This is a genomic window from Metallumcola ferriviriculae (assembly GCF_035573695.1).
In the GTDB taxonomy this organism is placed as follows: Bacteria; Bacillota; JADQBR01; order JADQBR01; family JADQBR01; genus Metallumcola; species Metallumcola ferriviriculae.
The window spans coordinates 3,676,049-3,690,918 of the sequence record NZ_CP121694.1 but is presented as its reverse complement, the minus strand read 5'-3'; the positions used below and the strand labels follow the sequence as shown (position 1 = coordinate 3,690,918).

Genomic DNA, 14,870 nt, shown 5'->3' with positions numbered 1-14,870 from the left:
TTTGCTTTAGTTTTAGCTTGTTAGATGTACATATATATGATGAAGACTAAAATAACTGGAACCAATTGTTGAAGGTTGCGGGCAGCCGTTCACGGAAAGCGGCGGATGAATAAACCGTAACCATACTTAGGCCTGGCTACAGCAGTTAAGGATAAGTATCAAGCAATAACTACTGAGGGGTAAAGCCGCTGAACAGTGCTGACAGAGATAAATAACTGCAACCAGCCAGTAATAAATAACCAGAGCAAGCAGTTATAGAAAATAACTGGAACAGCCAAACTCCAGCCAATACCCTAACTAGCTAGATAAGCAAGAAATAAATAACCGAAACCGTCATTTAACACAAAAAAGGGAGTAGTGCTTACTGACAGTTTCGGGACTGCAGTTAGAAAAAGAATTCCTGACCTTCATTTAAAATGGGATTAGGGATGTTGCCTAAAATCGGGGGAGTTTGGCGTTGTGATGTCTGTAACCTGTTGCTTGTTTCAGGTTATTCTTTCATCAGTTTCAGCAGCAAGTTAAACAGCCAAACAGCAGAACGCAACAGATAAGCTGGACAGCAGGGAATAAATAACCGAACCATCTGTTAAGTTCCTCTTTCATTGAGCTACATCAGCAGGGTTCGAAAAGCAAGGGAATATTAACTGAAACATTGATTCCCCAAGAGAAATTATGGCATTGACCGTTAAAGAAAATTTGGCTGTGGTTGGTTCAGCATTGCTTGTTTCAGTTATTAATAAGCCCTAGTAGATTATAGAATAGCCGTAAGCCAGGGGTTGCTTGATGGTTACAGTTATTTCTGAATCTGGAGTTTCCATAATAAGCGGTACCCATGGTTGCATCTTATAAACAAGCAGTTCTATTCAGTTGTAGACTTCCTTCGTTACGGGGCATTACTATACCCTTCTGCCAGAAACGGCTCATACATCATAATAGCATGGTTCTCAGTTATAAATTCATCATCCAGCAAATCCCCGTTCAGATTAGACACTTTGCGGTAAATAGTATTGTGCCTGAGGTAACCACCCCAGTATTCATGTGAAATCCAGTGGTCTTTTTCGTAAACTTCATACTTAGATAGGGGTTGCTTTTGTGTACACCACTCGCCTACAAGTAGTTTGTCGGTAAGGTATACTCGCAGCTGATATGACTGTTCCGTATCATTGCGTATCTGTAAATCAAGGTAGTTATAAAAACAGGTAGCGCCGCTACCAAAGGGCTGACTTCTGTTTACATCAGGAAAAACATCAAAGCTGTGCCGATGTCTTTCCGTTATTGTAAGAGGTGTGTGTAGGGTCATCCAGTATATTAAATTTGAAAGCTGACAAAGCCCGCCGCCGACACCAGGCGTAAATGTACCGTAAAATAGCACCATTCCTTCTAAATAACCCTTCGCTCTAGTTGGTTTTCCAATCAGTCTCCAGTAAGAGAAAGCTTCACCAGGCTCAATAATAATGCCGTTAATGTTACTTACCGCTAACTTCAGATTTTTAATCTTATTATACTGGAGCTGCATATCTACATTTCTGAGTTTACGAATTAAAGGCGTTTGATGAGTAAAGACGGTTAGAGGCAGTAAGTCGGTTTCTCTTTTTTGAGCATAGTTTTTACTGCCGAAATACCAGTTAAGATAACGCCGATAGGTATAGTACCTTTTGCCCAGCATAATGCGCAACTCAGAACGCTTTTTTGGCTGCATTGTGTTTCCCCTTTGCTGTGTAGGAAAGTTATGTCTTTTTAGTTTCTCTATATGGATAATAATTCCTCTATATGCTCAGAAACTAGAATATCAACCTGAATGTATTTTTTGGAGCTATTGTAGTGATAAGTTATTTTTCAACAATACCTTGTAATGCGTGGTAGGTAGTGATAGTATGTATTAAAGGAGAAACTGAAAGGGGTAACCACATGGACAAAGAAATTATGAAAGGTAGTATTGACATACTCATTTTATCTTTAATAAAAACGGGAGATATGTATGGATATGAAATTGCCAAGGCCATAAAGGAAAAAAGCGATGGTCTGTATGAGATGGGCGAAGGCACACTATACCCAGCATTAAAACGGCTGGAGACCAAAAAATTATTAGAAGCTTACTGGGGAAACTCAGAAATGGGTGCCAGGAGGAAATATTACAGGATTACAAAAAATGGTATTAAAGAACTGAGTAAAAAGTTAGAAGACTGGAACAAGGCCAGCAATTTGGTGAAACTTTGTCTCGAAGGGGGAAGGTAAGGTGCCTGAGTTTAGAGAGTATATAGAAGAAATATTAAATAATGTTTCCTGTCCCAAGGAAGAGAAGGAGGATTTAAAAGCCGAACTTTTTGACCACTTAATGCTTCTTAAAGAGGAATATTTAAAAAAGGGCTATGATGAAAAGGAGGCTGTGGACCTGGCAATAAAGGACTTTGGTAATAAGGATTTCTTAAAGGAAGAATTAAAAGATGCTGTACATCCCCTTACTAGGACAATTAAGATACTGGTAAACATTTCGTTCGGATTATATTCACTTGTTGTAATTCAGATTCTGATAAATCCTATCATCGCAGCTAACACTATATTAAGTAAAATTAAAGGTATTGACCCAACTCTGCACGGGGGCAGAAGAACAATTACGCTAGGGATTAGCGAATATCCTCCTTTCAATTTGGTCCCTTTTAGAACAATTTATGATTTTATCATAAGATACAATCACATGAATTTTGATATTTGGTTTTATAACCTGTTCGGAAATATCATTTTGTTTTTGCCGCTGGGCTTTATGCTACCGCTTATTTCTGGAAAACTTGGCGACATGAAGTTAAGAACTGTTGTGAAAATTTCAGCTTTAGCCAGTTTGACAATTGAGATATTACAGTTAGTAGCTTTCGTTGGAATTTTTGATGTGGATGATATAATTTTAAATCTGTTAGGGGCTGTATTGGGTTACTACATGTTTAAACTGGCTGCAAAAGGAGTTAATGTACTAAAACAATCTTTTAAGGAAACTTCCATATAGTATATCCTAACTCCTGGCTTATAAAGTTAGGGGCTTATTTTCTAGAACCATGCAAGGGTAAAGTACTTTTATTCATTGTTATAGGCAGTATAAGCCTGGAATTGGGTGGGCAAGAATTTGAACAGAATGTCCTGCAGTACCTTGGAACCAAATATAAAGAGAATATGATAGTAAAAGAAGTGGATTTAGATTACTTTCACGGCACTTACTGGGCAAGGGTGCACCCAGCAGGGCATCCAGAATATATATTCTCAGTACGAGTTGATGGGCTAGGAAAATTTCACGATACTTATAAAAAGGTTCTCGGAGAAAAAAGAGCAGGAATGGAGTAATTGTTTGGCGGCCATCCTTTACAGTTAAATACTAATGAGCTATCTATCGACCAGGCACATGACATAAATGTTATGAGGCCTTTTTTCTTTAAAAGTGAAACTTTTTTCCATACTTATGCATCTTTATATAGAGAAGGGAAAAACAGGGATATTTCTATGCAAAATTCATTTCCACAAACAAATCTACAGACCTATGAAGAAATTGTTGCTGCCCACCACACATATATCTACAACCTTGCATATCAACTATGTAATAACAAGCATGATGCAGAAGACCTGACCCAGGAAACATTTATCAGGGTGTTTCAGCACTTGGATAGGTTTCGGGGAGACGCTAGTTTAAGGACCTGGATTAGTAAGATTGCCGTAAATATTTTTTTAGCAAAGAAACGGAAAAAGGGAGAACACAAGTCGGTTTCCTTTGGATACATAACACCCGAAGATTCTTCTGCTGACCCTGAACGGGTGATAGTACGGAGAGAATTCCAGTGGTGCATTCACCACATTTTAGAGCAGCATATGCCTAAGCCTTACAAGGTGGTATTGGTGTTGAGGGATTTAAATGAATTTAGCTATAAGGAAATATCCAGCATGTTAGAAGTTCCAGTCACTACGGTTAAATCCCGCATACACCGAGCAAGGAAGGCTTATAGAGACCATCTCTTGAAATCAGGGTGTGTGAAACTGGTTAAGGATTATACCTGTTATTGTGATGGAGCAGTCAAACGGAGTGAATCTTAAAGGGGGAGAACTATGGCACGCATCGGAATACTTACCTGTTCAAACTGCACCCAGGATTTAGACTGTGCATCTGTGGTTTGTCTGGGGGATTTGCGGAAAAGAAGAGGTTTTTTTGAAAAGTATCCTGCAGAGGAGAAACTGGATTTAATAGGGATAATTAACTGTGCAGGCTGCCCGACGATTGGCGCACACAAAAAGATTCTGCGGAAGGTTAGATCCATTGCAGAATTTAGGGTTGATGCAATCCACTTTTCCTACTGTATGATAGCAGTATGTCCGTTTAAGCAAAAGTATGTTGAAGCTATTACGGAAACTTACCCAGATATAGAATTAGTGATGGGTACTCATACTCCCAGGGACCCCAAAGAGTTTCAAAAAGAGATTAAAGAAGCTCTGTGCGTTGGAAAGTTTAATATGACTGACATAATAAAAGGACACTAAGCTCTCTCAAAGGGCTTTTTAAAGCGTATTTCATCAAAGCAGAATGTACTATTAATGGGAATTATTTGCAGGAGACTTGTGTCGAGTGGTGAATGATTTTGGTAAAAGATGTTTGGAAAGTGGTGTAACGGTAGGAGGGGGTAGTTTGCTTAAATATCTAGCACTTATTATCGTTTTTGTCCTAGCGGCATTCTGGGCAGTACAACTGGGGAGCTGGATAGTTAACAGAAAGAAATTCTCTGTGAGCCGTTTTGATGTTCTGTTCACAGCGGCTGTAATAGCGTTAATAATGACAGCCTACTCCAGCCATAGTTTCTCAAGCATTCTCGAAAAGACTAATCCAGGTCAAAACTATTCAGAGTTATACATTAGTGCACATCCAGTAAATACAACTCCAGGTGATGACTCAATTGATGCTACAACGAAGGATACTGCAAAAATAAAACAACTGCTGGACTTCATGGCTAGATACGAATATAGAAGAAGTTATTTTAAAAATAGGTTTAAGCTTAATAAAGTACCCTTTGGATTTTTATCCATTAATTTAGGCCCTTTTACTGCTAAGAGCCATCCTTTAAGGATACTTATTATTAATAAACACTATATTGATATTAACGGCAAGAACTATAAGGTAATAAACGGGCCTGTAGACTTTGACTTTTTTGTAGAGTTTGGGTGGAAAAGGTAAGCGGTGTTACGCCTGAGGTACTCACTTTTAAAAAAGAGGCTACATCAAACGGGGATTTACAAGTTCAAGCTGGGCGCTATTGACTTCGAAGTATATCGTTTTCACGATAGAATTATAGAGGTTCCCGATGGGACAGAACATCTGATGCTATCAGCTAATAACTTAAATGAATATAAGATTGTTGACTACCGTATTTCAGTTCGAAAGAAAGACGATTATACGGTTATCATTAGTGGTGTAGTGCAGGTAAGAAAACAACTTAAAACGGTAACTGATCGGACTAATAAATATTATTATAAAACTATACGAGTCTATGACGAAGTTAGCTAAAATCCTTGATAAGAAAGGAGTTGCTAGACTTTGAGAATTGGGTACTTCATTAGAAAAATTTAGAGCGGAGGTGTAAAAGAATGAGTGGTACATTACCACCTGATACCCAAGACAACTCAAGAAGATATTTTGACTGGGTATTCAACTTCGTAGTTATTCTGCTCAGTATGGTGCAAATTGTTCTCCTGGCTGCCATGGTTTTAACCAGTTTAAACTCCAGTTTTGGCTTTGGAATAGTAATTTCCAAAAAGATTACCTGGGACATTGTCATAGGAATATTCTTTGTTATAGCGGTGGCTTATTACTGGCGGCTACAGAGAAGGGCATTCTTAATGGTATCATTTGCTGGGTTGCTGTCATACATTGTTCTGCGGTTATGGCCTGTAATTTTCTGAACAAGCTGTGCGAGTAATTCACAGAATGTTCTGGGACAAAAAATATTGGCGACGGTTATATTGTTCCTGTTTATAAAGAGGGGTGCTTTATGATATTTAAAAAAATTGTCGTAGTTATGTTGATGTTGCTAACGGTTACACTTTATGGCTGTGGAACTACTTCAAACCCTGTAGATAAGGGCACAGAGATACAAAGGGAAGAGAAGAATGTCTCTATGATCCAAAAGGATGGTAAAATCCTATCCCTAGAAGATGTTGTTGCTGCTTTGGAGGAAGAGGGGATAGCGTTAAGTAAAAGTAATGATGGAAACAATCATTCCAATTTGGTGTGGAGTGGACAGACACCCACTGTGTACACTGTTGCGGAAGAGCTTCGAGATGAAATCTTTATATACATCTTCGACTCTTTTGAAAGTAGAGAAAAGGCTTATAGTGGATGGGGAGTAATTTGGGGCCGAGATAAGAGGCCAGAATTCGCCAAGCGCAAAAGTGCAGTTGTTAGGGCTTTTCCAGCGAAGAATGCCCTTGTAGTTTATTATTTAGAGCGACCCGAAGAATATACCAGCGAAAGCGGTTCAGTTTTTAAAAAATTCTCAAGAGCATTGTTCTGGAAGCTTAATGAAGGAAAAGAAATAGTTTTTAAAGGTGAGGGAACTCACTGGAAAGGCCTTATGTCGGTAAAATATTACGAACATTTCTGGAAGGATAAGGCAGGCGTTATTCAGCATGAATCTTATCATTTTCAAAATGGGCAGTTGAAATATACGGGGCAGGATTCCGACGGTGTAGGAAGTGTAAAATACAAATTTGAAACGGAACTTGGTTCTTCAAGTGGAACAGTCGGAAAACTCGATAAAGACGGAATTATTAAATCCAGTGGAAGTGGGAACGGTGCAAGACCATCAGCGGAAGATACTTATAGCGTAACAGTAGAGTGGAATGGTCAAGACGATGTCTTCAAACTTCAGGCTACTCCCTGATTAGGGGTAGGGTAGAAAATTTAATAGCGTTGTTCAAGATGTACTTTTAGAACACCATGAATAATCTTATGGGGAGGCACATTAACGAATATCGCTCGGAATATTTTCAAGTAGGAGGTAATTATGAAAAACCACTTGATGAAACTAACTTTATTATTACTATTGATGGCTATGGCCGTACTGACGATGGGTGGGACTTCTTCCATACAAGAAGCAAATGTTTTCAGTCCTGCGCAAGCTGTGGAAGCTATTCGGGCGGGGCAGGTTGAAAAGGCAGATATAATAGCCGAAAAGGGATCTTACCGTATTAATGCTGTTACAAAAGATGGGCAGCGGTTTGCTGCAGAGGTACCTCGGGATACGGATATTATCAGTCTGCTGCGGGATAACGGAGTAGAAACAAGCGTTAGTAAGGCACCAGCGCCCCCATGGTGGACGGTTTATTCAGGACTGTTTAGTATACTTTTTATTTCTTTTCCATTCGTAATCTTAGTATTGTTGGTTCTAATCCTTGTTTACCTCAGAAAAATTTCTAAAGGTCATTAATCAGCAGCGGTAGAACTTATTCATAACTGATAAATTTCCAGAGTCTGAGGCTAGATTAGTAGGAATCAATAGTCTCGATATGGCTTTCTAAAGAAAAAAGAGCCGAGTCCAGTACTCAACAGTTGGATGCTCTAAATTGAAATGGTGTAGTAAGTATATATACGGAGGAAAGAAACTTTAATGAGCCTGGCTATCTTGGTGATATTGATTATCTTAATAGCGACAATATATGGCGGCATCATCCTTATCGTGAAAAATAAGAGGGCTAAGTTGTTGCTTGCGGCGGCCTTTACAATATTTCTTGCAATAGCTGCCTCGTATATAACCATTCAATCCACAAACTCCTACTTAAGGACCTATATTGATTCGTTCGTAAACCCTAAAGAATACCATGAAACCTGGGGCGATAATAAGCATCCAGATTTGCCTTTGCCGCCTGGCACTGCCTTTAACTACCGTTCGTCTTATGAGGCCGTTGGCTATTTTACCAGATTATCTCCAGAAGAAATAATTGATTTCTATAAAGGTTTGGGTGCAGATAGATTTTCTGAAAGCGGCGTAATAGGGGATGATAACAGGCCGCAAATAGACCTGGTTTATAAAGGGTTCAGGTATACTATGGAAGTTGGGCCAAGTAGAAAACTGGGAACATACTTCAAAGTTACCTCGGATAAGCTTCATGGAACCACCAACCTTATTGAAAAGGAAGAAAGCGTCTCTGCCAAACAGCAAATGGTCAGAATAGCCGACCTGGTACTTAATGAAGGCAAAATTGACAGTGCTTTAGTGTCCAAAGACAGAATTGAAGGATCTGCGAGTATCAATACTGCTGCAGTACAAATTTCCTTTGAGGAAATTAAAACTTTGCTTAATAAGATTCAAAAAATCCGTGTTAGGAAACTTACATCTGAGGAAGAAAAAGAGTTTTTAATAGATAACGGCAGGCTTTCAGAGGTGCATATTTCTGTTGAACTTTATGCCGAAGGGGAGAAACGAGGAAAAACAGGCTCTTTATTTAAGGTATGGGAGGATGGGACAGTGTTGGTTAGTGATGTAACCACTATGTATAGCGATAAAAGAACCATTAGTTATTTAACTGCCGAACAGTATCCCGAGCTTTTTAAATGGCTGGATGAACGATTAAAGGGGTAAGGAGTGGGGAGGATGAAACGACATCTTTTGGTTGCTCTTATCATTGTGGCAGTCTCTCTGACTTTATTTGGCTGTTCTTCTAGTGGAAGTAAACTAAAAGTGGGCGAAACCTCGTCAGGTAATAAGGATAGCAAAACACCCACTCAACAAGACAGTAAAAAAGCGGTTAGTTGAAGTTTTTGGTTAATTAAAGGAAGTGGTTACTATCAAAAAATTTCTTCCCCAGGTCAAAAAATTACTTAACTGGAATGAAGAAGCTAAGAATTTGAAAGAGATTGGTTTTATGGGAGAAAGAGATGTTGGTCGGCCTGAGGTTATTACAGGTGTTTCGTGGATTAGGCCAGATGGCAATGTGAACGGCGGGATGTTTGTTTTGCAAAAGTTCCAAGATGGGTGGAAGATAGTTGGTATTGACTAAGTCGTGAATAATGAGTCAATAGGTATTATCCTTATACGAAACTCAAGGAACAAGTAACGGATACAAGGTGTTACTACGGAATTCGGAATTCTAAAGGGGTGTTTGCACAAGTGTTTCAAAGGCGGTGCTTTTGCTCGGAGCTTTTGTCCTCTTTTAATGTATTTTCAATGTTTATTAGCCGATTTTTTATTTGGGAGATGTCCCTGGGTAATTTAATTAGGATATAAAGTACAACCAGTAGAACCAATAGGACTTGGGCAAAGTTTATTATTTGAAAGATAGTGATGTTGTACTGCATTTTCAGCACTCCTCCTACAACTGTTTTTTAAATTCCTTTATAGTTCGCTAAAACCTGATGAGCCTTATGCAGGTCCTTCTTATGTACCAGTACCCGTAAAGTATCCATCGTACCTGGGGTGTTTTTGTAACCTGTGTTTAAGGGACTTACCCTGCAGCGAATACCGCGACTTTTTAGGTATGCGCACCTGGAGTGGGCTTTTTCAGTGCGACCAGTAGCTTGATAAATGACCTTCCAATCAGTTTCCATTTTAATAGTAAGCCACAGGCTAATGCTGATAATACATAAAAAGATAGCGAAGAAAATGTACATAGGTTAAATGCTCCTTTTAAGAGATATTCATAAGCCTAACTACTATCTTCCACTTTATGTAAGATACATCCTGCTTTCTTTCATTACTTATGCAATGTCATGGAAAAATATTGAAGGAGGGCTACGGCCACTATTGAATATTTAGGGGGAGGGGGTATTTCCTATGACTTCTGACAGTTTAAAAAGATTTACTGGATATTTGACTTATACTCTCCTGATAATCTTTCTAATGTACTGGGGAATGGGTATTCAAAGAGAATTAAGAATGGCTGTCGGTGCCAAACCTGCGTTGGATAGAATCTATTTGAATATACTTTTTCGCATTTTTCATCCCGTGATAATAGGCCTGCTATTAGCGGCACCAGGATTCATTAGAGAATTAAGAAAACCAGGCAGGAGAGGTTATGACTGGGCTAAGTTCTTAGCCATCGGCATCCCGATGGCTTATATAACAATGATTCCTTTGATATATGTAACACAATTGTTTCCTAAACTTGATGCTGTTCTCCCAGGTTTCCATAGCAGAATTATGGACTTTAGTGTGCTTCATATTGTTAGTGGAGTTATTTTTGGTTATTTGATATTAGGGGCTTATCACAAACGGAGATCTGAATAAAGATTACTGAATCAATAAACTTCGTGGGAGGGCCAGGGGAAATTCGGACTTATATCTTTTTCCTCATCTGTTCTCTAAAGATTTCATACCCAAGCTTTTCCCAGCTTCTTTTCCCTAAAAGGTTTCTTGATAATACATTTAACTCGACAAATTTGAGACCATTGTCTTGAAAATAAGATACCAAGAGGTATTCAAGCCGTTTCATTATACCCATTCCTCTAAAACCAGGCAGTACAAAGGCCCCTGATAAGTAACCAACCTTTTGGGATATTGGCAAAAAACAATCCATTATTTCTCCAGCGATGAAGCCGACTATTTTTTCTTTATGTACGGCAATGTAGATTTTTTTAGTTGCATTCTCAATGAAAAGGTTTAGTTTTTCACTTAAATCCTGTGTTTCAAGCTCAATGCAACTTAAGTAGTCATCGTGAATTTCATTTTTTAGAAAGAGTAGTAAGTCGTTATGTAATTTTGAGACTTCAGGTACATCCAAAGAGGACATCTCTCTATAAGTGACTGTCATTAGCAACACTCCTTACGGCTTTGTAAATATTACCATTATTCAACAATCTCTTTGCTGGTTTTATATATGATTACTCTTATAGCAGATAAGCTTAGGTATTGATAATAAGGCTGCACTTATAAATTCTAAGGAAATGGTGTTAGATGTGCCGCCAAAGATTATTATATAACTTTATGAAAGCGGATATTAGTTTGTTGCTTGCTACTTTAAGGGAAACGACTACCAATGACTTAAACGGCATAAAAAATAAGGTCGAAGCTTTTCGATGAGTTCTAAATGTGTAGAAGCAGTACTTAATTGTAAGGTAGCCATATCAGTATAATCCTCCGGAAGTGTATATATTTTGTGACATACTATTTTCTACAATTTAGCATTTTATCCTTTAGCGAACATTTTCAATGGTTGTCACCGCTTCTAACCAGAATATGGGCATCGAGTTACGAGAACAAAAGAGCAGCCGTTGATGGCTGCTCAAGTATAGTTATCTTTAATTTTAACCAACCAGGAAATAGCCCTTAACTTATCCCAAGGGTGCATTTGATGTTGTTTTTTTCCTGCTTTTGGGTTGGTTTTTAACAGCTTGTATCATTTCGATTCTTTCCCCATGCCAGAGTTCCATCAGATGCGATTCTAACGAATTAACCGCAATCAAATCGGCAACTTTTTTGTCTGATATTTTACTAATTAGTTTAGTATAACCTGCAAATGACTTTTGTTCGATGAGATAATTGGACTTTAACATTGTTTGAGTTCCAGTTAAATCCACTGTCACCCCTAGAACTTTCCCACCGAAGTCACCTACTTCGCTAAAGGTGGCAGGTTTACCGCCAAGTGTAATTATTATGTCTCGTAATCTGTTAATATGCTCTGCCTCCAACTCCACGAACCTTGTAAAAGCACGCTTTATATCTTTTCTTTCACAAGGTGCAGCTGACTTTTATAGCCCCAAATGTGCATGTTCTAGGAAGAGAATTTTATTAATTTCTGATAAGAGTTGTTTGTTATCCATGGGAACCTCCTGTAATTTTGCCTTTGTTGGTCTGAACCTAAAATATAGCTCTGAATAAAGTTCTGTCAAAATTGTTACGGTTAGACAGCAGACTTCATATTGGTCTCATCCTTGTTGGTACTTTTCCATAGTGTTACCTGCTTTAGATATTTAATGTGGGGAGGCTAATGTCGTCACAATGACAAACAGCGTAATCATTCATTATTGATGGTACTACGCTTTCGTTTAACTGGGCAATAAGTTTATCCCGGGTAAGAACGCAGTCTTTCCTTCCATCTACTTGCCACATTTACACCGTAGGCTTCCGGATAGTTTGGGGCGTTGGTTTATATGACAACCTTACCCAGCCTACATATGCCTGATGTGGTTTCTGTTCGTCAGGCCAGAAGTTTACCTCCGGCCTCCTTTAGATTCCGCCTCACGGTGGACACCCTTGCCTTTGGCTATGTGCTTGGCACTGGCACCTTTTAACCTAGCAATGTTCTTTTATTATTATATAAAAATCCTTTCGTCTAATTGACATACCTTGAGCATCTAAGTATAATTATACCTAGACAATCAAGGTAAGTGCTGGAGGGTGCATTATGAAAATTGATAAAGGGTTGTTGGGTGGCAGCACGGTTTTGTTAGTTCTGTCTTTGCTGAAAGAAGGAGACAGGTACGGGTACGAAATAATAAAGGAACTGGAGCTGCGTTCAGACAAAACTTTTCAGTTTAAAGAAGGTACACTATATCCTGTCTTACATAGGCTTGAAAACAAAGGCTATGTAAAGTCTTATAAGGCCAAAGGGGATACGGGTAAAGAGCGACTATACTATCAGATAACTGGTAACGGGAAAAATCAGCTTGCAGAGGAAAAGAAAAAATGGGAGTTGTTTTCAGTATCTGTAAATAAAGTTATAGGCGGGGAAACACATGCCTTCATCTAAAAGAGATAAGTTTTTAGAAGAGGTTTTATGCTATGTTAAATTTCCCTTTGACAGAGAAGAGATTAAATCAGAGCTTGAATGCCACCTATCAGATAAAATGAATTACTATAATGAACAGGGATATGATGAGGAAAAAGCAGAGCAGTTGGCTATAAGCGACATGGGAGATGCTAAGGAAATTGGTACTGAACTTAACAAGCAGCACAATTCATTTCTAGGGTGGGTATGGGCCATAACAACTGTAATGATGGTTTTGTTTGCAGCATGGAATCTCTATATTCTCGGAGGTCCACTTGTGAGTAATTTATTTAGCAGCCCCGTTAATGGTATTCCCAAGTCTGATGTCGTGTATAAAATTGATGTGGATAAAAGAGTTAAACTGGATGATACAGTTATTAATTTTACCGATGTCATTTATGAAAAAAACGGGGATATGAATATTTCCTATGAGTATTATGACTCCAAACTATGGGGGACTGGATGGAGCTTTGGTGGAATAGGTAATGTAACAGATAATTTAGGAAACGAGTATTATGAAGGCTCAAGCTATGGCAGAGGGGGAATAAAAACCAAAGTCCGAAGAACGCTAGAAAATTTCTCAAAGAAAGCAGGCACATTGATTATAAGTTATGATAGATATAATCGAACATATAGAGTAGAAATTCCATTGAAGACGGGTGACAGCAATGAGTAGGCGGAAAAAAGTAATAAGGAATTTTATCATTTTAGGCATTCTTTTTGTTATATTTTTAAACCGCTCAGGTTTATACTTGACCCCACTATCAGCCCATGAACATTCCGAACGGAGTATTCATTATGGTCCGTCAGAAGTAGTACATATCGAAGATTTCGATGGCGGGAAATATATTCTTGGCAAATATGACAAATGGGTCTCTGCTAATACAGTGAATAGAACCCTGTTTTTCTTCTGGAGATTTGGAAGTCAGCCAATCGGCTTTGAAAATGATAAAAGTAAGGCGGTAGATTATACATGGAGCAGTTCCTATGAGAACTATAAGCTTTATGGTATCGTTAATGACGATAAAGTGAAGAAAGTTGAAATTATCCTAAACAGTGGAGAGTCTTTTGCACAAAAAGATTTTTACGATGATTTGTTTTTGTTTACCTGGCAGTCTAAGGGTAACGAGAATATGTATTTTAAGAGTATCAGAGGTTATGACTCTGAAAACAAGGTGATTTTTGAAGAGAAGCATTAAAGACGGGCACAAACTGGAGGGCAGAGATGTATTCATTTTACAATGTCGCAGCGATAGGAACATTACTTCTCGTAATATACATTCTCACTGATTTCTTTAGAAATAAAACTAAGAACATCTTATCAAGGCTGATCATGTATACCTTTATCTTCTACTTATTGAATGTCGCTCAAATCACAACCAGAGGAATTGTCTTTCCTCCACAAAATGATTTTACTCCAGGGCTGCAGTTAGTGCCGTTTTACTTTATCGGGGACTGGTTTAATCTGTACTATAGAAGCGGTTTTGACTGGTTCTTCTGGAATTCCGTCAAATTATCGATTTACAATGTTATTATGCTTATACCTTTAGGAATTTACCTATCGTGGTTATTCAAAGTTAAGAGGCTTTCTAAAGCCATATCAGTTGTATTCCTAGCCAGCTTTACGATTGAAACATCGCAGCTCGTATTGGGTTATCTTGGTTTCGTTATGGGACGCACATTTAATGTGGATGATTTGATACTTAATACATTGGGTGGGGTTACTGGCTACCTTTTCACTGAATTAGTAAAACGATTTGTCAAAGGGAGTGTCGGAGAACGAGGTAAGATAACAGGTAATTAGTCTGGTTTTGGGAGCATTATATTTTCTTGTGGGAAGGCCTGGGGGAAGGGCTATATGAGTGCAGCGGTAATAGCGGTTCAAATATTTAATGCCTTAATGCTATTACTAGCAGTCATATCTGGTATCTATGTTTGGTTCAATGCACGGAAGATTGGGATGAACCACTGGGTTTGGACTATATTAACCGTTGTATTATTTCCGATAGGGCTAATCAGTTATTTGCTTTATCGCTATCTTAAGCTTAAGAATTAATACATTTTTTCTATGTGGTAAGCTGGTGACTTACTAATATTCTCACGAAATAAAGAACTTCGTAATTTCATCTGTAGCCATCTTCCGA

General features: G+C 38.4%; 23 protein-coding genes. 19 read left to right on the top strand and 4 right to left on the bottom strand.

Annotated elements, in window-relative coordinates; genetic code table 11:
- Positions 1 to 883: 883 nt before the first annotated feature.
- Positions 884 to 1,699 carry a VanW family protein gene (locus MFMK1_RS18260; RefSeq protein WP_366923107.1) on the bottom strand — a complete coding sequence of 272 codons (816 nt, stop codon included), beginning with the start codon at positions 1,697 to 1,699 and terminating at the stop codon, positions 884 to 886.
- A 209-nt stretch (positions 1,700 to 1,908) separates the two neighbouring features.
- Between MFMK1_RS18260 and MFMK1_RS18255 the strand changes: the two genes are divergently transcribed.
- From MFMK1_RS18255 to MFMK1_RS18190, 14 genes are all read left to right on the top strand, one after another.
- A complete protein-coding gene (locus MFMK1_RS18255) occupies positions 1,909 to 2,235 on the top strand; it encodes a PadR family transcriptional regulator (protein ID WP_366923106.1) in 327 nt (108 codons plus the stop codon).
- A gap of 1 nt (position 2,236) precedes the next feature.
- On the top strand, positions 2,237 to 2,998 hold the full coding sequence (locus MFMK1_RS18250) for a VanZ family protein (RefSeq protein WP_366923105.1): 762 nt from the start codon (positions 2,237 to 2,239) through the stop codon (positions 2,996 to 2,998).
- 101 nt (positions 2,999 to 3,099) lie between these two features.
- Positions 3,100 to 3,330: a hypothetical protein gene (locus MFMK1_RS18245; protein ID WP_366923104.1), complete on the top strand. Its 231-nt coding sequence runs from the start codon at positions 3,100 to 3,102 to the stop codon at positions 3,328 to 3,330.
- Between the two features lie 156 nt (positions 3,331 to 3,486).
- Positions 3,487 to 4,071: an RNA polymerase sigma factor gene (locus tag MFMK1_RS18240; RefSeq protein ID WP_366923103.1), complete on the top strand. Its 585-nt coding sequence runs from the start codon at positions 3,487 to 3,489 to the stop codon at positions 4,069 to 4,071.
- Positions 4,072 to 4,083: 12 nt separating this feature from the next.
- On the top strand, positions 4,084 to 4,512 hold the full coding sequence (locus tag MFMK1_RS18235; RefSeq protein ID WP_366923102.1) for a CGGC domain-containing protein: 429 nt from the start codon (positions 4,084 to 4,086) through the stop codon (positions 4,510 to 4,512).
- 145 nt (positions 4,513 to 4,657) lie between these two features.
- Positions 4,658 to 5,200 carry a hypothetical protein gene (locus MFMK1_RS18230; protein WP_366923101.1) on the top strand — a complete coding sequence of 181 codons (543 nt, stop codon included), beginning with the start codon at positions 4,658 to 4,660 and terminating at the stop codon, positions 5,198 to 5,200.
- A gap of 3 nt (positions 5,201 to 5,203) precedes the next feature.
- Entirely contained in the window at positions 5,204 to 5,530 is a 327-nt protein-coding gene (locus MFMK1_RS18225; RefSeq protein WP_366923100.1) for a hypothetical protein, read from the top strand.
- A gap of 80 nt (positions 5,531 to 5,610) precedes the next feature.
- Positions 5,611 to 5,925 (top strand): hypothetical protein, encoded by a 315-nt coding sequence (locus MFMK1_RS18220; RefSeq protein ID WP_366923099.1) that lies wholly within the window; start codon positions 5,611 to 5,613, stop codon positions 5,923 to 5,925.
- Positions 5,926 to 6,014: 89 nt separating this feature from the next.
- Positions 6,015 to 6,905 (top strand): hypothetical protein, encoded by an 891-nt coding sequence (locus MFMK1_RS18215; protein ID WP_366923098.1) that lies wholly within the window; start codon positions 6,015 to 6,017, stop codon positions 6,903 to 6,905.
- Positions 6,906 to 7,028: 123 nt separating this feature from the next.
- On the top strand, positions 7,029 to 7,451 hold the full coding sequence (locus tag MFMK1_RS18210; protein WP_366923097.1) for a hypothetical protein: 423 nt from the start codon (positions 7,029 to 7,031) through the stop codon (positions 7,449 to 7,451).
- A gap of 180 nt (positions 7,452 to 7,631) precedes the next feature.
- Positions 7,632 to 8,603, top strand: coding sequence for a hypothetical protein (locus MFMK1_RS18205; RefSeq protein ID WP_366923096.1), 972 nt, complete (start codon positions 7,632 to 7,634; stop codon positions 8,601 to 8,603).
- A gap of 12 nt (positions 8,604 to 8,615) precedes the next feature.
- Positions 8,616 to 8,777 (top strand): hypothetical protein, encoded by a 162-nt coding sequence (locus MFMK1_RS18200; protein ID WP_366923095.1) that lies wholly within the window; start codon positions 8,616 to 8,618, stop codon positions 8,775 to 8,777.
- Positions 8,778 to 8,799: 22 nt separating this feature from the next.
- The gene (locus tag MFMK1_RS18195) at positions 8,800 to 9,021 is read left to right on the top strand and encodes a hypothetical protein (RefSeq protein ID WP_366923094.1); all 222 of its coding nucleotides are present in this window, start codon (positions 8,800 to 8,802) and stop codon (positions 9,019 to 9,021) included.
- Positions 9,022 to 9,794: 773 nt separating this feature from the next.
- Positions 9,795 to 10,247 (top strand): hypothetical protein, encoded by a 453-nt coding sequence (locus MFMK1_RS18190; protein ID WP_366923093.1) that lies wholly within the window; start codon positions 9,795 to 9,797, stop codon positions 10,245 to 10,247.
- A 49-nt stretch (positions 10,248 to 10,296) separates the two neighbouring features.
- Here MFMK1_RS18190 and MFMK1_RS18185 read toward each other — a convergent pair whose 3' ends face one another.
- The 3 genes from MFMK1_RS18185 to MFMK1_RS18175 form a co-directional block, all read right to left on the bottom strand.
- Positions 10,297 to 10,770, bottom strand: a complete 474-nt coding sequence (locus MFMK1_RS18185) for a GNAT family N-acetyltransferase (protein WP_366923092.1) — start codon at positions 10,768 to 10,770, stop codon at positions 10,297 to 10,299.
- Between the two features lie 520 nt (positions 10,771 to 11,290).
- On the bottom strand, positions 11,291 to 11,647 hold the full coding sequence (locus MFMK1_RS18180; protein ID WP_366923091.1) for a ferritin family protein: 357 nt from the start codon (positions 11,645 to 11,647) through the stop codon (positions 11,291 to 11,293).
- A 274-nt stretch (positions 11,648 to 11,921) separates the two neighbouring features.
- Positions 11,922 to 12,068 (bottom strand): hypothetical protein, encoded by a 147-nt coding sequence (locus MFMK1_RS18175; protein ID WP_366923090.1) that lies wholly within the window; start codon positions 12,066 to 12,068, stop codon positions 11,922 to 11,924.
- Between the two features lie 295 nt (positions 12,069 to 12,363).
- Here MFMK1_RS18175 and MFMK1_RS18170 point away from each other — a divergent pair, with 295 nt between their 5' ends.
- The 5 genes from MFMK1_RS18170 to MFMK1_RS18150 are packed head-to-tail and all read left to right on the top strand — an operon-like array spanning position 12,364 to position 14,782.
- The gene (locus tag MFMK1_RS18170) at positions 12,364 to 12,708 is read left to right on the top strand and encodes a PadR family transcriptional regulator (RefSeq protein WP_366923089.1); all 345 of its coding nucleotides are present in this window, start codon (positions 12,364 to 12,366) and stop codon (positions 12,706 to 12,708) included.
- Positions 12,695 to 13,402, top strand: coding sequence for a permease prefix domain 1-containing protein (locus MFMK1_RS18165; protein ID WP_366923088.1), 708 nt, complete (start codon positions 12,695 to 12,697; stop codon positions 13,400 to 13,402). The genes MFMK1_RS18170 and MFMK1_RS18165 overlap by 14 nt, the downstream gene beginning before the upstream one ends.
- Positions 13,395 to 13,925 carry a hypothetical protein gene (locus MFMK1_RS18160; protein WP_366923087.1) on the top strand — a complete coding sequence of 177 codons (531 nt, stop codon included), beginning with the start codon at positions 13,395 to 13,397 and terminating at the stop codon, positions 13,923 to 13,925. Before MFMK1_RS18165 ends, MFMK1_RS18160 begins: the two co-directional genes overlap by 8 nt.
- Before the next feature lie 26 nt (positions 13,926 to 13,951).
- On the top strand, positions 13,952 to 14,530 hold the full coding sequence (locus MFMK1_RS18155; RefSeq protein ID WP_366923086.1) for a VanZ family protein: 579 nt from the start codon (positions 13,952 to 13,954) through the stop codon (positions 14,528 to 14,530).
- 54 nt (positions 14,531 to 14,584) lie between these two features.
- A complete protein-coding gene (locus tag MFMK1_RS18150; RefSeq protein ID WP_366923085.1) occupies positions 14,585 to 14,782 on the top strand; it encodes a hypothetical protein in 198 nt (65 codons plus the stop codon).
- Positions 14,783 to 14,870: the final 88 nt, after the last annotated feature.